The sequence below is a fragment of the Caballeronia sp. LP006 genome, assembly GCF_031450995.1.
Classification (GTDB): domain Bacteria; phylum Pseudomonadota; class Gammaproteobacteria; order Burkholderiales; family Burkholderiaceae; genus Caballeronia.
In genome coordinates this window covers 2,202,941-2,222,240 of record NZ_JARTVW010000005.1, presented here as the reverse complement: position 1 = coordinate 2,222,240, position 19,300 = coordinate 2,202,941, and the positions used below count along the sequence as shown (strand labels likewise).

Annotated in this window: 10 protein-coding genes, 2 tRNA genes, 3 rRNA genes and 1 pseudogene; 11 read left to right on the top strand and 5 right to left on the bottom strand. The window is 59.3% G+C overall.

The window, feature by feature from the left end; translation table 11 throughout:
- Positions 1 to 50 precede the first annotated feature (50 nt).
- A complete protein-coding gene (locus P9250_RS26955) occupies positions 51 to 863 on the bottom strand; it encodes a response regulator transcription factor (protein WP_250492514.1) in 813 nt (270 codons plus the stop codon).
- A 194-nt stretch (positions 864 to 1,057) separates the two neighbouring features.
- Positions 1,058 to 2,272 (bottom strand): DUF2863 family protein, encoded by a 1,215-nt coding sequence (locus P9250_RS26950; RefSeq protein ID WP_244825444.1) that lies wholly within the window; start codon positions 2,270 to 2,272, stop codon positions 1,058 to 1,060.
- A gap of 647 nt (positions 2,273 to 2,919) precedes the next feature.
- On the opposite strand from P9250_RS26950, the gene P9250_RS26945 reads away from it, so the two are divergent.
- The 6 genes from P9250_RS26945 to P9250_RS26920 all read left to right on the top strand — a co-directional run bounded on the left by P9250_RS26945 (position 2,920) and on the right by P9250_RS26920 (position 8,677).
- Positions 2,920 to 4,452: ribosomal RNA gene (locus P9250_RS26945) — 16S ribosomal RNA — on the top strand.
- A 64-nt stretch (positions 4,453 to 4,516) separates the two neighbouring features.
- Positions 4,517 to 4,593, top strand: a tRNA-Ile gene (locus P9250_RS26940).
- A 56-nt stretch (positions 4,594 to 4,649) separates the two neighbouring features.
- Positions 4,650 to 4,725 (top strand) — tRNA-Ala (locus tag P9250_RS26935).
- 305 nt (positions 4,726 to 5,030) lie between these two features.
- Positions 5,031 to 7,911: ribosomal RNA gene (locus P9250_RS26930) — 23S ribosomal RNA — on the top strand.
- Between the two features lie 117 nt (positions 7,912 to 8,028).
- Positions 8,029 to 8,142: ribosomal RNA gene (gene rrf, locus P9250_RS26925) — 5S ribosomal RNA — on the top strand.
- The 16S, 23S and 5S rRNA genes sit together here with 2 tRNA genes alongside, the layout of an rRNA operon.
- A 166-nt stretch (positions 8,143 to 8,308) precedes the next feature.
- Complete coding sequence (locus tag P9250_RS26920; protein ID WP_310396118.1) at positions 8,309 to 8,677, top strand: transposase; 369 nt, start codon at positions 8,309 to 8,311, stop codon at positions 8,675 to 8,677.
- Here the strand turns inward: P9250_RS26920 and P9250_RS26915 are convergent.
- A protein-coding gene (locus tag P9250_RS26915; protein WP_310390710.1) for an IS3 family transposase occupies positions 8,663 to 9,873 on the bottom strand; the annotation gives its coding sequence in 2 pieces (ribosomal slippage) (positions 8,663 to 9,555 and positions 9,555 to 9,873; 1,212 coding nt in all). The two genes, P9250_RS26920 and P9250_RS26915, sit on opposite strands and share 15 nt — an antisense overlap.
- 180 nt (positions 9,874 to 10,053) lie before the next feature.
- Here P9250_RS26915 and tnpB point away from each other — a divergent pair.
- From tnpB to P9250_RS26890, 5 genes and pseudogenes are all read left to right on the top strand, one after another.
- Entirely contained in the window at positions 10,054 to 10,425 is a 372-nt protein-coding gene (gene tnpB, locus P9250_RS26910) for an IS66 family insertion sequence element accessory protein TnpB (protein ID WP_232078410.1), read from the top strand.
- Positions 10,426 to 10,502: 77 nt separating this feature from the next.
- Positions 10,503 to 12,033 (top strand): annotated as a pseudogene (gene tnpC / locus P9250_RS26905) (IS66 family transposase).
- A gap of 232 nt (positions 12,034 to 12,265) precedes the next feature.
- Positions 12,266 to 13,129, top strand: coding sequence for a translesion DNA synthesis-associated protein ImuA (gene imuA, locus P9250_RS26900; protein ID WP_244825443.1), 864 nt, complete (start codon positions 12,266 to 12,268; stop codon positions 13,127 to 13,129).
- A complete protein-coding gene (locus P9250_RS26895) occupies positions 13,014 to 14,666 on the top strand; it encodes a DNA polymerase Y family protein (protein ID WP_310396114.1) in 1,653 nt (550 codons plus the stop codon). Before imuA ends, P9250_RS26895 begins: the two co-directional genes overlap by 116 nt.
- A 7-nt stretch (positions 14,667 to 14,673) precedes the next feature.
- Positions 14,674 to 18,147: an error-prone DNA polymerase gene (locus P9250_RS26890; protein WP_310396111.1), complete on the top strand. Its 3,474-nt coding sequence runs from the start codon at positions 14,674 to 14,676 to the stop codon at positions 18,145 to 18,147.
- Here P9250_RS26890 and P9250_RS26885 read toward each other — a convergent pair.
- Complete coding sequence (locus P9250_RS26885) at positions 18,141 to 19,076, bottom strand: SDR family oxidoreductase (RefSeq protein ID WP_310396109.1); 936 nt, start codon at positions 19,074 to 19,076, stop codon at positions 18,141 to 18,143. The genes P9250_RS26890 and P9250_RS26885 overlap by 7 nt on opposite strands.
- Complete coding sequence (locus tag P9250_RS26880) at positions 19,073 to 19,279, bottom strand: heavy-metal-associated domain-containing protein (protein WP_250465097.1); 207 nt, start codon at positions 19,277 to 19,279, stop codon at positions 19,073 to 19,075. The genes P9250_RS26885 and P9250_RS26880 overlap by 4 nt, the downstream gene beginning before the upstream one ends.
- Between the last annotated feature and the right edge of the window lie 21 nt (positions 19,280 to 19,300).

Below are 19,300 nucleotides of genomic sequence, written 5' to 3'. Positions count from 1 at the left end.
TGCGCGTGATTCGTGCGTGCAAACGACGAACCCAAACGCGTCCTTTGTTGCTAGAACGTCGCCTCGGGCTGGGCGGCCATTGGCAGCGACGACGCGTCGCTTTCCGTGAGTGACGGATACAGCGCGCGTCTTCGGCGCAATGGCACCACGTTCGCTTGTCCCGGCACTGCGCGCTCCGGCGCTTCGCATTCGCTGCTGCGAAGAATCTCGAGATGCGCGGTTTGCACGCCGTTATAGATGGCAACGGCAGCGGCACGGTTCGTGGCGCCTAGCTGCTGAAAGATGCTCGCAAGGTGGATCTTGACAGTGCCTTCGCTGATACCCAGCGTCTTCGCGATCATCTTGTTGGTGCTGCCCATGTGCACGCAACGCATGATCTGCTGCTGCCGCGGCGACAGGGCAGGCAGATGACGCAGCCGCCGCCGAATGGCCGCGCTGAGCGGCGTACGAATGATGAGCGACTCCTGACTCAGCGCCGGATCGATCACATCGGGCGGCACGTAATGACCGCCGATGAGCACCATGTCGAGCGCCCTGACGATGAGAACGGGATCGAGCGTGCGTGGAATGACGCCCATCGCGCCGATGCCCATCAGCATATAAACCTGAGCGACCGTGGGTCGGTCGACTACTACGGCGGTGGGAATGCCTCGTGCCTCTTCGAGCAGCGTCTGCAGATCGCCCGCTCGCAGATGAGGCTCCCAGTCGACGACAATCAGGCTGGATCTGGCTTGTCTCAAGGCCACCCCGGCCTGTCGCCAGTCGATTACTTCGTTGAACTGCGCGTGACGCGCGATACGGCGCAGCAATGTTTTAAGGCCTGCACGACGTTCGCCGTCAGCACCCATGATCGTAATTTTCATGCTTATACCTCGAATCAATACGCCGACGCCTGCGCGTCGGGACTTGCTGCCGACAAGCGCGTCGGCACGGGTCCATATTGACAAACTTCGGCCGATTTTTCCCCCTAGCCAAACGGCATAGGCAGAATTGCACAAAAAACCCCGCAAAAGCGGGGTTTTTTAATTGCCTTAGGCACTTAGTCTTATGACGCCAGTCAATGAAAGTGAGGTTGCGCAGGCTCGGCGTCTTCAGGCATCTCGGCATGTACGATTTCACCGAGCGGATCTGCGTAAAGCGGCACGCCGCAGTCGTCGCAAAATTCGGGTTCGAAGCGGCCTGCGTGGCGGCGCACATCGGACACTCCAGCTTTCTTCAATAGCTCGACGATTTCTTCAACCGGACCGTTTGCGCCTTCCAGTTCGACGATGTCCTCTTCCATGTCCAGCTCGCCGTTCTCGCGGCCGTATAACGGCCATACGACACCGTAGATCACATCGTTACTGCCGCGACGCGTGAAGCCGACTCGATACTCGTCGATTCGGCGCTCGCCAAAGCCCGCGATGACTGCGCGCAATTCCTGCGGCGCGGTGCCGAGCGTATCGAACAGATAACGCACCGCCGTGCGCACCGTGTGAGGGCGGACTTGCTCGTCTGCATCGCGGCAGGCTGAGTAATAGGCGTCTGGAAGCAGGCATTCGATCTCACAACCCGGCAGGATGGCAGCGAAGTTTGGCCCACCTTGCGCCATCCATTGCTCCAGGCACTGACCGCGTTCGGTACGACCGCCCGTTTCGTCTTCTTGCCAGCGGAAGAAAGCCGCGCCTGCAGGAACGATCGCGATGGCCAACAGGAAGCGCGGGTCGGCGAGAATTGGCGAGGTCTCCGGCAGATCAGCTAGATTCAGCCGGACTGCCGCCGCGCCCAAGGCGGTCTGCGTCAATTGCTGGGCTAGCCGAGCCGTATCCACGTGATGACGCGGCAATTGATCGATGCTGTACAGATACGGCGCGAATGCAACCCGCGCACCCGCCGCGAGCACGTGCGCCTGCAGCTGCGTACGCATGGCGTCGATCGTCTCGGACTTGAGCGCACCCGACGGGATGGAATAGCGCGTCCAGGCGAGCACCGGCGCGGCAATCAGGAGCGCTTCGTGCGCGACGCCGTCGATGTCGATGGCAAAAGACTCGCTATGCGTCTCGGCCATATCGGCAAGCGCACCGTAGGCATCGGGATGATTCTGCTGGAGATGATCTAAGGCAGCGTCGAGCGTTGTTTGATTGCCGTTGCGCACGAGTTTGGCGATAAGGGCATCGAGACGCGCTTCCCAGAAGCGGTCTTCGACGCGGCTGCCCGACGCGAATAGCGCGAGCGAGAGACTGACGAGCTTGTCAGCGTCCGGAGGAATACGTTTTGCAATTCGCGAGCGCATAGGGATACGAGTTAGTTGGGGCAGAAAACCTTTAATTGTAGTCGCTTAGGTGGCGCCGTTACTGCTCATCTGAATGGTAGCTAGAGTGACGTTCGAAACGTTGAACACGGGCTTTGAAGTGGATCGTTTGGGCGGTGGATCTTCGCCCGTCAATTTTTTCGTTTCGGCTACTTGCGGATTGCACGCCGCGCAACTAAAATTCCGTTCCTTCGCGATTCGATGAACGCGAAGGAAGCGGGAGGTGGTTTCAGTAGGCGAGGCGGACAAAGGTGGTATTCGCTCCGAAGCGCGGTGGGCAAGAAAAGAAAGCTTCAAATTCTTGTTGACAGTAACTGAAACGACGTACATAATCTCGTTTCTCTGCTGCAGATGCAGCGACGCAAGACGAAGCGGTGCTGAGCAAAAATGCTTGGTGCACTTGGCAGGAAGTCTTGGCGAATGTGCTCTTTAAAAACTAACAGCCGATAAGTGTGGGCACTTGATGGCGCGAGCGGTTCTGACCTTTCGGGGTTGGGACGTTTAGCGAAAGTTATCAAGTCTCACACAGTATTAGAGGAAGGTTTATCTGTCGAGAGACGGATTGATCATCGTCAGTACGTTGAGTGAGCGACCGGTTGGTAAAACAACCGAAAACAGTAACAGGCATTGAACTGAAGAGTTTGATCCTGGCTCAGATTGAACGCTGGCGGCATGCCTTACACATGCAAGTCGAACGGCAGCACGGGGGCAACCCTGGTGGCGAGTGGCGAACGGGTGAGTAATACATCGGAACGTGTCCTGTAGTGGGGGATAGCCCGGCGAAAGCCGGATTAATACCGCATACGATCTACGGAAGAAAGCGGGGGATCCTTCGGGACCTCGCGCTATAGGGGCGGCCGATGGCAGATTAGCTAGTTGGTGGGGTAAAGGCCTACCAAGGCGACGATCTGTAGCTGGTCTGAGAGGACGACCAGCCACACTGGGACTGAGACACGGCCCAGACTCCTACGGGAGGCAGCAGTGGGGAATTTTGGACAATGGGGGCAACCCTGATCCAGCAATGCCGCGTGTGTGAAGAAGGCCTTCGGGTTGTAAAGCACTTTTGTCCGGAAAGAAAACCTACCTGTTAATACCGGGTGGGGATGACGGTACCGGAAGAATAAGCACCGGCTAACTACGTGCCAGCAGCCGCGGTAATACGTAGGGTGCGAGCGTTAATCGGAATTACTGGGCGTAAAGCGTGCGCAGGCGGTCTGTTAAGACCGATGTGAAATCCCCGGGCTTAACCTGGGAACTGCATTGGTGACTGGCAGGCTAGAGTATGGCAGAGGGGGGTAGAATTCCACGTGTAGCAGTGAAATGCGTAGAGATGTGGAGGAATACCGATGGCGAAGGCAGCCCCCTGGGCCAATACTGACGCTCATGCACGAAAGCGTGGGGAGCAAACAGGATTAGATACCCTGGTAGTCCACGCCCTAAACGATGTCAACTAGTTGTTGGGGATTCATTTCCTTAGTAACGTAGCTAACGCGTGAAGTTGACCGCCTGGGGAGTACGGTCGCAAGATTAAAACTCAAAGGAATTGACGGGGACCCGCACAAGCGGTGGATGATGTGGATTAATTCGATGCAACGCGAAAAACCTTACCTACCCTTGACATGGACGAAACCCGGGTGAGAGCTTGGGGTGCTCGAAAGAGAATCGTCGCACAGGTGCTGCATGGCTGTCGTCAGCTCGTGTCGTGAGATGTTGGGTTAAGTCCCGCAACGAGCGCAACCCTTGTCCTTAGTTGCTACGCAAGAGCACTCTAGGGAGACTGCCGGTGACAAACCGGAGGAAGGTGGGGATGACGTCAAGTCCTCATGGCCCTTATGGGTAGGGCTTCACACGTCATACAATGGTCGGAACAGAGGGTTGCCAAGCCGCGAGGTGGAGCCAATCCCAGAAAACCGATCGTAGTCCGGATCGCAGTCTGCAACTCGACTGCGTGAAGCTGGAATCGCTAGTAATCGCGGATCAGCATGCCGCGGTGAATACGTTCCCGGGTCTTGTACACACCGCCCGTCACACCATGGGAGTGGGTTTTACCAGAAGTGGCTAGTCTAACCGCAAGGAGGACGGTCACCACGGTAGGATTCATGACTGGGGTGAAGTCGTAACAAGGTAGCCGTATCGGAAGGTGCGGCTGGATCACCTCCTTTCTCGAGCTTAAACGCTCGCCCACTCAAGTGTTCACGCTTATCGGCTGTCAGAAAGACAGGCTAAGGGTCTGTAGCTCAGTCGGTTAGAGCACCGTCTTGATAAGGCGGGGGTCGTTGGTTCGAATCCAACCAGACCCACCACCCGGGCAAGCGGTGCTTAAAACGACCAAGCGAGCAGACTGAGTCAGGCACACACGGGGGGATTAGCTCAGCTGGGAGAGCACCTGCTTTGCAAGCAGGGGGTCGTCGGTTCGATCCCGTCATCCTCCACCAATCCTCAATGCACAGCGCTGAACGCGGGGTTCAACGTTGCGCATTGGCGATTGAGCCAGTCAGCGCGGGTAGGTGATCGAATTTGATCATGCTATCGGCTGTCGTTCTTTAACAATCTGGAAGAAGTAGTAAAGAGATTATTCGAAAGCACTTAGAGATGGGTGTGAGTAGGGTAATCAGGGTTGTGATTGTATCAAGTATGAAAAGGTGATCGAAAGATTGCTTTGGAATACGGCACAACGCGAATACTCAACCTATGACGGTGGGCTTAAAGGCAGCAATGCTGGCAGACACACTCGTTATAGGGTCAAGCGAACAAGTGCATGTGGTGGATGCCTTGGCGATCACAGGCGATGAAGGACGCGGTAGCCTGCGAAAAGCGGTGGGGAGCTGGCAAACGAGCTTTGATCCACCGATATCCGAATGGGGAAACCCGGCCCGAATGGGTCATCCTAAGCTGAATCCATAGGCTTAGTGAAGCGAACGCGGTGAACTGAAACATCTAAGTAACCGCAGGAAAAGAAATCAACCGAGATTCCCAGAGTAGTGGCGAGCGAAATGGGATCAGCCTGTACTCTTTATCTGTGTTGTTAGCTGAACGCTCTGGAAAGTGCGGCCATAGCAGGTGATAGCCCTGTAAGCGAAAACAGCGTGGAAGAACTAGGGGTACGACAAGTAGGGCGGGACACGTGAAATCCTGTCTGAAGATGGGGGGACCATCCTCCAAGGCTAAATACTCGTGATCGACCGATAGTGAACCAGTACCGTGAGGGAAAGGCGAAAAGAACCCCGGGAGGGGAGTGAAATAGATCCTGAAACCGCATGCATACAAACAGTCGGAGCCTCGCAAGGGGTGACGGCGTACCTTTTGTATAATGGGTCAGCGACTTACGTTCAGTAGCGAGCTTAACTGATTAAGGCAGGCGTAGCGAAAGCGAGTCCGAATAGGGCGATCAGTTGCTGGGCGTAGACCCGAAACCAAGTGATCTATCCATGGCCAGGTTGAAGGTGCGGTAACACGTACTGGAGGACCGAACCCACTAACGTTGAAAAGTTAGGGGATGAGCTGTGGATAGGGGTGAAAGGCTAAACAAACTTGGAAATAGCTGGTTCTCTCCGAAAACTATTTAGGTAGTGCCTCGTGTATCACCTTCGGGGGTAGAGCACTGTCATGGTTGTGGGGTCCATTGCGGATTACTACGCCATAGCAAACTCCGAATACCGAAGAGTGCAATCACGGGAGACAGACATCGGGTGCTAACGTCCGGTGTCAAGAGGGAAACAACCCAGACCGCCAGCTAAGGTCCCAAAGATTGGCTAAGTGGGAAACGAAGTGGGAAGGCAAAAACAGTCAGGAGGTTGGCTTAGAAGCAGCCACCCTTTAAAGAAAGCGTAATAGCTCACTGATCGAGTCGTCCTGCGCGGAAGATGTAACGGGGCTCAAGCCAGTCACCGAAGCTGCGGATGCATATTTATATGCATGGTAGGAGAGCGTTCCGTAAGCCTGCGAAGGTGCGTTGAAAAGCGTGCTGGAGGTATCGGAAGTGCGAATGCTGACATGAGTAGCGATAAAGGGGGTGAAAAGCCCCCTCGCCGTAAGCCCAAGGTTTCCTACGCAACGTTCATCGGCGTAGGGTGAGTCGGCCCCTAAGGCGAGGCAGAAATGCGTAGCTGATGGGAAGCAGGTCAATATTCCTGCACCATTGTTAGATGCGATGGGGGGACGGATCGCGGAAGGTTGTCCGGGTGTTGGACGTCCCGGTCGCTGCATTGGAGAAGGTGCTCAGGCAAATCCGGGCACATAATTCAAGGGTGTGGCGCGAGCTTCCTCGGAAGCGAAGCAATTGGAAGTGGTTCCAAGAAAAGCCTCTAAGCTTCAGTCTAATAGTGACCGTACCGCAAACCGACACAGGTGGGCGAGATGAGTATTCTAAGGCGCTTGAGAGAACTCGGGAGAAGGAACTCGGCAAATTGGTACCGTAACTTCGGGATAAGGTACGCCTCTGTAGCTTAACCAGCCTGCGCTGGAAGGGTGAAGAGGTTGCAATAAACTGGTGGCTGCGACTGTTTAATAAAAACACAGCACTCTGCAAACACGAAAGTGGACGTATAGGGTGTGACGCCTGCCCGGTGCCGGAAGATTAAATGATGGGGTGCAAGCTCTTGATTGAAGTCCCGGTAAACGGCGGCCGTAACTATAACGGTCCTAAGGTAGCGAAATTCCTTGTCGGGTAAGTTCCGACCTGCACGAATGGCGTAACGATGGCCACACTGTCTCCTCCCGAGACTCAGCGAAGTTGAAGTGTTTGTGATGATGCAATCTCCCCGCGGCTAGACGGAAAGACCCCATGAACCTTTACTGTAGCTTTGCATTGGACTTTGAACCGATCTGTGTAGGATAGGTGGGAGGCTATGAAACCGGAACGCTAGTTTCGGTGGAGCCGTCCTTGAAATACCACCCTGGTTTGTTTGAGGTTCTAACCTTGGTCCATGATCTGGATCGGGGACAGTGCATGGTAGGCAGTTTGACTGGGGCGGTCTCCTCCCAAAGTGTAACGGAGGAGTACGAAGGTACGCTAGGTACGGTCGGAAATCGTGCTGATAGTGCAATGGCATAAGCGTGCTTAACTGCGAGACCGACAAGTCGAGCAGGTGCGAAAGCAGGTCATAGTGATCCGGTGGTTCTGTATGGAAGGGCCATCGCTCAACGGATAAAAGGTACTCTGGGGATAACAGGCTGATACCGCCCAAGAGTTCATATCGACGGCGGTGTTTGGCACCTCGATGTCGGCTCATCTCATCCTGGGGCTGTAGCCGGTCCCAAGGGTATGGCTGTTCGCCATTTAAAGAGGTACGTGAGCTGGGTTTAAAACGTCGTGAGACAGTTTGGTCCCTATCTGCCGTGGGCGTTGGATATTTGAAGGGGGCTGCTCCTAGTACGAGAGGACCGGAGTGGACGAACCTCTGGTGTACCGGTTGTCACGCCAGTGGCATCGCCGGGTAGCTATGTTCGGAAGAGATAACCGCTGAAAGCATCTAAGCGGGAAACTCGCCTTAAGATGAGATATCCCCGGGGCTTCGAGCCCCTTGAAGGGTCGTTCCAGACCAGGACGTTGATAGGTCAGGTGTGTAAGTGCAGTAATGCATTGAGCTAACTGATACTAATTGCCCGTAAGGCTTGATCCTATAACCAGTGTGTTTGAACCACTGGCGAGTTATGCGTGTGCGACAATCGCCACCCAACATTTACTGCTTCTTCCCGGATTGGTTGTGTGCCCACCCGGCGCACGACAACAAGTCATGCCTGATGACCACAGCGAGTTGGTACCACCCCTTCCCATCCCGAACAGGACCGTGAAACGACTCCACGCCGATGATAGTGCGGATCTCCCGTGTGAAAGTAGGTAATCGTCAGGCTCCTCATGCAGCAACAAAAACCCCACCCCCAAACAGGTGGGGTTTTTGCGTTTCTGCGGCATTTGGCGCGAGAAAGAGTCTTGCTTACATCACGGACGCAAGGTAAGCGCGTCCTCAATACCGTCTAGATTTCGTCGTTGAGTTTGGCTACTTTGGTGCCCACCAAATGAATGGTGGACGCAACAGTGGACAGCTCTCCTCAATCCAAACGGTCCAAGCGACCCAATTTTTTTCTGTCGAGTTCAAGCGGCAGATCGTCGAGGCGACGCTCAAACCGGGCGCGTCGGCTGCGCTCATCGCTCGCGAGCACGACATCAACGCCAACCTGCTGTTCAAATGGCGTCGTCATTATCTGTCCGGCGATTTCGGTATACCCGATGTCGCGCTGCCGGAGGCGACTGCACTCAACTGGCTACCAGTGGCCGTGGCTGAGCCTTCACCGGAAGTACCGACGTGCCCATCATCGGGCAGCGCCAGCATGTACGAGGTTGGATTTGCCCCCGTAGTTCCGGACACCATCTCACACCAAGGTTGATGAATCGGCTTTACGTCGGAACTCGCGCGGCGAGCGGTATTTCAGCGCGCTATGCGGGTGTTTGTCGTTGTAGTGTTCGAATGCGACGGCCAGATTGCGCACGGCGGTCGCCGCGTCCGGCTTCGGCATGAACGCAACGTAATCGCGCTTCATCGTCTTGACGAAGCTTTCTGCCATGCCATTGCTCTGCGGGCTGCATACGGGCGTGGTCAACGGCTTGAGACCAATATCTGAAGCGAACGCGCGGGTCTTTTCGGCAATGTAACCCGAACCGTTGTCGCTGAGCCATTCGATTTGCTCGGGCGTTTTGCGAACGTTCCCGAAACGATGTTCGACAGCCGCCAGCATGACATCGCGCACAACGTCGCCGCTATGACCGCCTGTCGTCGCTGCCCAGCTGATCGCTTCGCGGTCACAGCAATCGAGTGCGAACGTCACGCGCAGCGGCGCGCCGTTGTCGCAACGAAACTCGAAGCCGTCAGAGCACCATCGCTGATTGCTTCTGGGCACCGCCACCGTACCTTCATGCCGACGCTCGATGCTCGGCCTCGCAGGCCTCCTGTGAAGCAACAAATCGTGCTGGCGCATCACGCGATAAACACGTTTCGCATTCACTGGAACCTCACACCGCAATTCCCGCTCGCTTCGCAGCAGGCCCCAGACGCGTCGATAGCCGTAGCTGGGCAAGTCAGCAACGAGCAAACGGATTTCGTCGACAATGCCAGCATCATCCGTTTTGCGTGCGCGCCGGCTATCCTGCCAGTCAGCAGTCCGGGCGAGCTTTACCGACACATTTGAGCGCGCTACACCGAGAACGTCACAGACCTGCTTCACTGGCCGTCCCCCGGTAATGAGGGTGAGCGCGCAATCCATTTTCGCGACTTCATCACCTCCACGGCTTCCCGGAAAATCTCGTTCTCCATGGTCTTCTTGCCCAGCAGGCGCTGGAGCTCCTTGATCTGCTTCAGCGCGTCGCTCAACTCGGACGCCGGCACAACTTCTTCTCCAGCGCTCACTGCCGACAGGCTGCCGTCCTGATGCAGCTTGCGCCACTGAAACAGCTGATTCGGATTGATGCCGTGCAGCCGAGCCACCATCGAAACTGTCTTGCCGGGCTCGAACGTCTCCCGAACCATCGCCAGCTTCTCATCAGCCGACCAGCGCCGTCGGCGCTCAGGTCCCGTCAACACTTCCATTACTTCGTTCTTGTTGTTAGTCATATACACAGTCTTATGCCTACCCGCTATTGTAAGTGGGAGACTGTGTCCGGTCTTTCACGGGGCTGTTCCAGAGGTCGAATGTGGCGAGGTCCGGCTACGCCTGAGCGCCGACACGCCTGTCGCAACTCTGATCAAGATCGTGCGGGGCCTTGCTCGATGAGCCTGCTGATGCTGCCGTCTGCCGTTGGCCTGCCGTCCGGATCACGGGTGTGGCTGGCCGCAGGAGTCACCGACATGCGGGCCGGATTTAACAGTCTCGCTGCCAAGGTGCAGACCGTGCTCGAACAGGACCCGTTCTGCGGGCACGTCTTCGTGTTTCGCGGCAAACGCGGCGACCTGCTCAAAGTGCTGTGGTGGAGCGGCGATGGCATGTGCCTGCTGATGAAGCGACTCGAGAAAGGGCGCTTCGTATGGCCTCAGGCCGACGGCGGCGTTATTTGTCTGAGCCCGGCGCAACTATCGATGCTGCTGGAAGGCATCGACTGGCGGCAGCCGACGAGAACGGCACGACCGACCTCAGCGTTGTAAACGTCGTTGCCCACGCGTAAACTGGCGGCATGACGCGCGTGAGCCCACTTCCCGACGATGTCCAAACGCTGAAGGCGATGCTGCTCAGCCAGGAGGCGGCGCTGCGTGAGCGCGACGCGCAGATGCTCAAACTGCAGGAAACGGTTAAGTCGCAACAAGTCGTGTTGGCATCGCGCGCAGCCGAAGTCGAACACCTGAAGCTGCTCATTGCCAAGCTGCGCCGTATGCAGTTCGGTCGCAAGTCGGAGAAGCTGGACCATCAGATCGAGCAACTCGAGTTGCGCCTCGAGGAGCTTGAGGCCGACGAAGGCGCGGCGCCGGTCGAAATCCCAAAGACGCCGCGCGCGGTTGTGGAACAGGCACCGCGCAAGCCACTGCCTGAGCATCTGCCGCGCGAGATCCGGACGCACTTGCCCGAATCTGCCGGGAAGTGTTCGGAATGCGGTGGCGAGATGAAGTCGCTGGGCGAAGACGTCGCCGAGCAACTTGAGTACGTACCGGCAAGCTTCAGGGTCATTCGTCATGTGCGCCCGAAGTTTGCGTGCGTGTGTTGCGATCACATCGCTCAGGCGCCTGCACCGAGTCGTCCCATCGAACGCGGTCTCGCCGGCGCAGGGCTGCTGGCACACGTGCTGGTCTCGAAGTTCGCAGACCACGTGCCGCTTTATCGGCAGTCGGTCATCTACGCCCGGGAAGGCGTCGCGCTGGATCGCTCGCTGCTTGCGAAGTGGGTCGGTCACGCGGCAACATTGCTGCAGCCGCTTGTAGAAACACTGCGTGCTCACGTGATGTCGGCGACGAAACTGCACGCGGACGACACGCCAGTTCCAGTGCTGGCACCGGGCAACGGCAGGACGAAGACCGGTCGCTTGTGGGTTTACGTTCGCGATGATCGTGCGTCAGCTGACATGACGCCACCGGCGGTGTGGTTCGCCTACACGCCGGATCGCAAGGGCATCCATCCGCAACAGCATCTCGAGTCATTCAGCGGTACGCTGCAAGCCGACGCATACGGGGGCTACCAGGCCATCTACGAAAGCGGGCGCGTCACCGAGGCGGCTTGCTGGGCGCACGCGCGACGTCAGTTCTATGAATTACACGCAGCGCGTCCCAATGCGTTAAACACTGAAGCGCTTGAGCGCATCGGCGCGCTATACAGGATTGAGGAGACAATCAGGGGCAAACCGCCCGACGAACGCCGTGTGTATCGTCAGGCGCATGCGCGGCCACTACTCGATGAGTTCCATGCGTGGCTCAGAACGATGCTGGCAACGCTCTCGCGCAAGTCGGACACGAGTCGGGCGATCCTTTATGCGCTGAACCGGTGGGAAGCGTTCACACGCTATTGCGATGATCGACAACCTTCCAGTCGAGCGCGCGCTACGCGGGGTGGCCATAGGGCGACGTAACTACCTGTTCGCAGGCGCAGATTCTGGCGGTGAACGTGCCGCCGCAATCTATAGCCTCATTGGCACCGCAAAACTGAACAGCCTCGATCCTGAGGCATATCTACGCTTCGTGCTCGCACGCATCGCCGACCATGCGATTAACCGCATCAACGAACTCACACCGTGGGTCGTTGCCAATCAGCTCCGCACCGCAGTCTGAGAATCACAATCGCCAGTCAAGACGTTGCTGGTGCCGCGCTTACGACGCAAGCACCAAATCTCCATCCAGAAACATTCAAATCCCCTCCAGTCGTCCGTCTCAAGCCCGTCTAAACTTACATCGACCGTTTACCTCGTCGCCTCGAAATACTGTATAAATATACAGTACAAAAGGGTTGCCGAATGCTCTGGGCATGAGCAGGCTCTTGCATTCGGGTGGACAGGGAAGACTCATGGGTGCAGCACTTTCACTGCTCGATATCGGGCTGACATCGCGCCTGCAGCAGCAGCTTTGGCAAGGCGAGCAGGTCGGCGTGTCGGACGCGGGTGTCGTTTCGAGTGGCTATCGGGCGCTCGATCTGGTCTTGCCAAATACCGGCTGGATGGCCGGCGCCGTCACTGAATTGCTTATCGAAGAATGCGGGGTTGGCGAGGTCAGGCTGCTCGCGCGTTCGCTTCGTGAGTTGGTGACGAAAAGAGGCCGCACCGTCATCTTCGTAGCGCCTCCCTGGATGCCCAATCCAGCAGCGTTCCGGTCGATGAACATCGCGCCGGGCAAGCTGGTCTGGGTCAAAGCGCCCGAGGATCAGGTGCTATGGGCGGCCGAGCAATCGCTCAAACAGGATGGCAGCGGCGCGGTCTTGATCTGGCTGCCCAAGGCGCGGCCCGATGCGCTGCGTCGTTTGCAAGTGGCCGCTCAGGAATCGCAGTCGCTGGTGTTTCTGTTCCGCCCGCTCGATGCCGCGAAGCAATCCTCCGCGGCACCATTGCGCATCGTCTGCAAACCGGTGCTGCCTGCGCACGCGCAGACAATGAATCGTCGCGAATGGATGCAGGTGGTCATGCTCGAAATCGACATCATCAAGCGGCGTGGTCCGTTGCTGGAAAAACCGCTGCAGTTGCGTTTGCCGCTGCAAATGCCGGCATTGCCTGAGCACATTCGTCGCGCGGATCAAGCCAGGAGAGCACGAGAGGTCAATCATGTTGTGGATAGCGGTGACATTGCCGCTTTTATCGCTCGAAGCAGTCAGGCCGCCATCGATGCCGTCGATCTCGACGAATTCGACCTCGCCTGGAATGGACTCGACGCCCGGTAAAGCGCCCGTCGGCAATTCGGTTGCGAACGCGGACGATTCCGGTCAGCCATGTTTTGCGCTCGCGGATCACGCGCGCATTCTGCTGCCCGATCTCGTCGCGTTCCGCCTCGGCGTGCGCCCGGGCAGCACGCGCTCGCATGCGTTCGCGCTCGCGCCGCGGCTCACTTTGCTTGCCGTCGATATCAGCGAAGAGCAGCGCGCGCTCGAAGCAGTGGCGTTGTCCTTGCTCGCGTTCACGCCGAAGGTCGTGCTTGCACATGCGAATACTGTGTTGCTGGAAGTCGGCGCGAGCATGCGGCTTTTCGGCGGCTTGCGCAGCCTCTTTGCAAAGGTGCGCTCCACGGTGAAAGATTGTGGCTTCACGTCCCGGATGGGCTGTGCGCCGACCGCGTGGGGCGCGTGGCTCCTTGCGCACGCGCGCACGCGACGAGTGGCGAAACGCGTTCGTATTGTGAAAGAGGCAACACTCGTGCGCGCGCTCGATGCCTTGCCGGTGTCTCTCGTGCCGTCGGCGGCATCGCATGGCAATGCGTTCGAGCAGATTGGTTGCGTGACGCTCGCCGACTTGCGTCGCTTGCCGCGCAAAGGCGTGGCGCGGCGTTTCGGGCAGGGCATTCTGCAATGGCTCGCGCAAGCTTACGGGCAGGCGCCCGATCCACGCGAAGCGTTTTGCGCGCCGGCATCGTTCGAGGCGAAACTCGAGTTGCAGGCGCGCGTCGAAAACGCCGATGCGCTGTTGTTTGCGGCACGCCGGCTCGTGTTGCAACTCGCCGGTTGGCTGAACGCGCATCACTCGGCTGTCAGCGAGTTTTCGCTTTTGCTCGAACATGAATTGGCGGCGCGCAACGCACCCAAGACATCGACGCTCAAGATTGCATGGGCTGTGCCGACGCGCGATGCCGAGCACATTCTCTGGCTGCTGCGCGAAAAGCTGAATCAGGCAACCTTGATCGCGCCGGTGATCGAGATGAAGCTTTTGGCCGACAAGGTCAGCGAGCACGAGCCGCCCGCCGATACGCTTTTCCCCATGCCGGGTTCCGATGCCGACTCGATGGCGCAGTTGCTGGAGCGTCTGAGCGCGCGACTCGGCGCGGAAAATGTCGTGCAATTGAGCGAGCGGGAGGATCATCGGCCGGAAGCGGCGGTGACGGTCGAAACGTATCAGCCTGAACGTAAGGCCAAGCCCAAGCGCGGAAAAAAGTCGCGCGCGAAAGAGGGCGTCGAAGCGCCGACGCCAGACGACACGGAAGAAGAAAGCGCGGAATCGTTCGAGCTTCCCGACCAAGCCGTGCCTTCGCAGCCGCGGCCATCGTGGATTCTCGAAACGCCGCAAAAGCTGATGTTGCGCAACGAGCGGCCGTTCTATCGTCGCGCGTTGAAGCTCATCAGCCGGACCGAGCGTATCGAAGCGGGCTGGTGGGACGGCAACGGCGTTCAACGCGATTACTACGTCGCCTCCGACGATCGCGGCCGCATGTTCTGGGTGTATCGCGAGCGTCTGACGGGCGACTGGTTTCTCCACGGTTTTTTCGGATGACGCCGCCATGGAAGATTTGAGCGACCTCATCGGCCTGGGCGGTGGCGACGGCAAAGGCAAGTTCTCCGGCGCGATGTCCGCGTCGGCGTTCTTGCCCGGCTACGCGGAACTGCATTGCCTGAGCAACTTCTCGTTCCTGCGCGGCGCTTCGCATCCGCAGGAACTGGCGGCCGCCGCGCTCGAACACGGCTATACCGCGCTAGCAATCACGGACGAATGTTCGCTTGCGGGCGTCGTGCGCGCGTACGGCGCGATCAAGGAAATCGAGACGCGGGCGCAAGCCGCAGCCGACGCGGCGCGAAACGCCGGCGAGCCGTCGCCCAAGCAGGCAACGTTGAAGCTGATAATCGGCAGTGAATTGCATCTCACCGATGCCAACGGCGAGCCGTTTTGCACGCTCATTGCGCTGGCGACCAATCGCGAGGGATACGGCAATTTGTCGGAGCTGATTTCGCTTGCGCGCTCGCGTTCGCCGAAGGGAACGTATCGGATCGGTCCGGAAGATTTCACGAATCCCGCCGCCACTTCGTCCGACTCGTTCGATGCCACCGATTTACGCGGCGATATCGCGCATCTGAAGCATCTGCCGCACTGTCTCTTGATTCTGGTTCCGCAACGCTCGGCCACGCTTGCCGATACGCTCGATCGCGCTCATTGGCTCGGAAGTTTCGCCGCTGGCCGCGCGTGGCTTGCGCTGGAGTTGTGGCAGGACGGCAGCGACGATGAACGTCTCGCTTCGTGCCGCGTGATTTCGAAGGCGAGCGGTTTGCCTCTCGTTGCGGCAAGCGGCGCGCTGATGCACGCGCGTTCGCGCAAGCCCTTGCAGGACACGTTGACGGCAATCCGCCTCAATCGTCCGCTGGCCGAATGCGGTTACGCGCTCGAAGCGAACGCGGAGCGGCATCTGCGTACACGCTTGCGCATCGGCGCGTTGTATCCGAAAGAAGCGATTGCCGAGACCTTGAAGGTCGCGAAGCGCTGCACCTTCGAGCTCGATGAATTGCGCTACGAATATCCCGAGGAACTCGTGCCGCCCGGCGAAACGCCAGGCAGTTATCTGCGCAAAAACGTGATCGCGGGCGCGCTCAAACGCTGGCCGAACGGATTGAGCGTGGAAACCATCGGGCAGATCGAAAAGGAGCTGGAACTCGTCGCGGACCTGAAGTACGAGAAGTATTTTCTGACGGTCTACGACATCGTCGCGTTCGCGCGCAGCCGGAAAATCTTGTGTCAGGGGCGCGGCTCGGCGGCCAATTCGATCATCTGTTATTGCCTCTACATCACGGAGATCAATCCGGTCGAGATGAGCATGCTGGTCGAGCGCTTCATTTCGCGCGCGCGTAACGAACCGCCGGATATCGATGTCGATTTCGAACATCAGCGGCGCGAGGAAGTCATCCAGTACATCTATCAGAAGTACGGGCGGCATCGCGCGTCGCTCGCGGCGTCGCTCACCACGTATCACACGAGGAGTGCGCTCAAGGATGTCGGCAAGGCGCTGGGACTGGATGCGTCGCTCATCGAACGGATCGGCAAGTCGCAGCAGTGGTGGGATGGTCCGTCCGCGGTGGCCGGTTATCTGAAAGAAGCGGGTTTCAACGAAGACTCGCACGTGACGAAGCATCTGATCCGGCTTACGCGCGAGTTGCGCGGCTTTCCGCGTCACTTGTCCCAGCACGTCGGCGGTTTCGTGATCGCGCGCGAACGCTTGTCGCGCCTCGTGCCGATTGAAAACGCCGCAATGAAGGATCGCTGCGTGATTCAGTGGGACAAGGACGACATCGATCAGCTCAAGCTGCTGAAGGTCGATGTGCTCGCGCTCGGCATGCTCTCCGCGATCCGGCGCGCGCTCGAATTCATCGCGCTGCGGCGTGGCGTGCCGGATTTCGGCATGACGCATGTGCGTCGCGAGGACAAGGCCGTCTACGAGATGTGCTGCCGCGCGGACACGGTCGGCGTGTTCCAGATCGAATCGCGCGCGCAGCAGAGCATGCTGCCGCGTCTTCGGCCCAACAAGTACTACGACCTCGTGATCGAAGTGGCGATCGTGCGGCCCGGTCCAATTCAGGGCGGCATGGTGCATCCATATCTGCGCCGCAAGCAAGGGCTCGAGGAAGCGGAGTATCCGAAGGAAGAACTGCGGCCGGTGCTCGAACGTACACTCGGCGTGCCGATTTTCCAGGAACAGGTGATGAAGCTCGCGATGGTCGCCGCAGGCTATAGCGCGGAACAGGCCGATCAGCTACGCCGCGCAATGGCCGCATGGCGACGCGGCGGTCATCTGGAAAAGTATCAGGCCGATCTGATGACGAAGATGCTCGCGCGCGGCTACGAGGAAGAGTTCGCGGCGCGCGTGTGCAAGCAGATCGAGGGTTTCGGCGAATACGGTTTTCCCGAGAGTCATTCGGCGAGTTTCGCGCTGCTCGTCTATGTCAGCGCGTGGATCAAGCGCTACGAACCGGCGGCGTTTCTGGCCGGCTTGCTGAATAGCCAGCCGCTCGGCTTTTATTCGCCATCGCAGCTCGTGCAGGACGCGCGGCGTCATGGCGTGCAGGTGTTCGCGCCGGATGTGTCGCTGAGCGACTGGGAATCGGTGCTGGAAATGCCGCCTGGCGATGGCGTGCGCGTCTTGCAGGATGCCGAAAAGCAGCGGCGGCGTCAGCAGTTCTACGGCACACCTTGCCCGGATCAGGTTTTTCGCAAGACCATGCGACGCGGCGCGCGCAAGCTCAAAAAGCGCGTCAGGCTCGGTGCCCAGGCGTACGGCGCGGGCGGTCCGGGCGTGCGCATCGGGCTGCAACTGATCAAGGGTTTTTCACAAGCGGCGGCCGAGCGGATCATGGCGGCGCGCGCTCAAGCACCATTCGTCGATGTCGACGATCTCACGCGTCGCGCGGCCCTGTCGCGTCGCGAACTCGAAGCGCTCGCGGCGGGCAATGCGCTGCAAAGCATCGCGGGGCATCGGCGTCAGGCTTGGTGGGCGGTGACCGCGCAGCAGCGCGCGCCGGAATTGCTGCGCGATGCGCCGATGACCGAAGCGCCGCTCGCGTTGCCGGAAGCATCGGAAGGCCGCGAGATCGTCGACGACTACGCGAGTCTCGGGCTCACGCTCAATCGTCATCCGCTCGCCTTGCTGCGCGAGCGGCTCGCGCGCCAGCGTTTCAAAAGCGCCGCTGAACTCGGCGAGACTCGCAACGGCCGCTTCGTGCGGGCGTGCGGCATCGTCACGGTGCGGCAGCGGCCGGGCACGGCGAACGGCACGATCTTCCTGTCGCTCGAAGACGAAACCGGCTCGATCAACGTGATCGTCTGGCCGGGGCTCGTCGAGAAACAGCGCAAGGTGTTGCTGGGCGCGTCGCTGCTCGGCGTGCAAGGCGTCTGGCAAAAAGAAGGCGATGTGCGGCATCTGGTGGCGCAGCGGCTCGAAGACCATAGCGCGCTGCTTGGCCGGCTCGCCGCGCCGAGCCGCGACTTTCACTGAGCTTGCTCGGGATATCGAGCGAGCAGATGCGCGATCGCGGTATCGAAAGGCGTGCGCCGTCCAATGCCGAGCGCTTCGAGCCGCCCCGAATCGAGATGACAGTCGCGCGGGCGCGGTGTCGCGTCCATGGGCGTGGTTTGCGCGACGAGCTTCGCGTCGAGTTGCAGTACTCCCGCGATGCGCTCGGCGATATCGAACTTGGTCATCGGCTCGTCGCCGGACCATTGCGCGATGCCCGAGATCGTCTCGCCTTGCGCGTGCTGTTCGAGCATGCCGCGGATTACCACGGCGACATCGGGCGTGTAGGTCGGATAGCGGGTCGCCCAGGCGTCCATTGGTGCGGGCGCGTTCGCGGCATCGGCCGATCGGACGATGGCGGGCGTGAGGCTCGTCACCGCCGATTCACTCCAGTCGACAACCGGACCGTAGAGCAACGGCAGCCGCAGCACGCATGAAGCCGGATCGCACGCGAGTAGCGCGCGCTCGCCATCCAGCTTGCTATGGCCGTAGGCGTTGAGCGGCGCGGGCGCGTCGTCGGGAAAGTAGGGCGGCGAGGTGCCGTCGAACACGTAGTCGGTCGAGATCGACAATACCCAGGCGCCGAGCGCGCGGGCTTCGGTCGCGATTGTCTGCAAGGCATCGACGTTGAGCGCGCGGGCGAGAGCGGGATCGTTCTCGCACACATCCGGACGGCGCTCGGCCGCGGCGACCACGACGGCATTCGGCTTCTCGCTCCGCAGAAAGGCGCGCACGGCGTCGTGATCGCGAATATCGAGCGACACGCTGCCCGCATCGCCATGCCGATGCGTCGTGCGCACGACGCGCCAGTCATGCGCCTCGACCGCGTTTTTCAGCTCGGCGCCGACCGCCCGCCCCAGCAAACCCGACGCGCCGATGAGCGCAACGGTAAAGCGTTCGCTGGCGCTCATGCGGACGCGGCGCCTTTGACGGTGTAGCCGGCGTCGTCGATTGCGTCGATCAACGCCTCATTCGTCTGCGATGACTCGACTGTCACGCGGCCATGTTCGAGATCGACGCGCACTTGCGCTTGCGGATCGATTTCATGAATCGAGCGCGTCACGGCGGCGACGCAATGCTGGCAACTCATGCCCTGAACTTCGAACTCGGTCATTCCGGTTTCCTCGCTTGAAAA

What these genes read in the sequence shown, in the direction of transcription:
- tnpB (WP_232078410.1), top strand. Translation starts at nt 10,054, where the DNA reads ATGAGCCTGCTGATGCTGCCGTCTGCCGTTGGCCTGCCGTCCGGATCA.
- P9250_RS26955 (WP_250492514.1), bottom strand. Translation starts at nt 863, where the DNA reads ATGAAAATTACGATCATGGGTGCTGACGGCGAACGTCGTGCAGGCCTT.
- imuA (WP_244825443.1), top strand. Translation starts at nt 12,266, where the DNA reads ATGGGTGCAGCACTTTCACTGCTCGATATCGGGCTGACATCGCGCCTG.
- P9250_RS26895 (WP_310396114.1), top strand. Translation starts at nt 13,014, where the DNA reads ATGTTGTGGATAGCGGTGACATTGCCGCTTTTATCGCTCGAAGCAGTC.
- P9250_RS26885 (WP_310396109.1), bottom strand. Translation starts at nt 19,076, where the DNA reads ATGAGCGCCAGCGAACGCTTTACCGTTGCGCTCATCGGCGCGTCGGGT.
- P9250_RS26950 (WP_244825444.1), bottom strand. Translation starts at nt 2,272, where the DNA reads ATGCGCTCGCGAATTGCAAAACGTATTCCTCCGGACGCTGACAAGCTC.
- P9250_RS26890 (WP_310396111.1), top strand. Translation starts at nt 14,674, where the DNA reads ATGGAAGATTTGAGCGACCTCATCGGCCTGGGCGGTGGCGACGGCAAA.
- P9250_RS26920 (WP_310396118.1), top strand. Translation starts at nt 8,309, where the DNA reads ATGAATGGTGGACGCAACAGTGGACAGCTCTCCTCAATCCAAACGGTC.
- P9250_RS26880 (WP_250465097.1), bottom strand. Translation starts at nt 19,279, where the DNA reads ATGACCGAGTTCGAAGTTCAGGGCATGAGTTGCCAGCATTGCGTCGCC.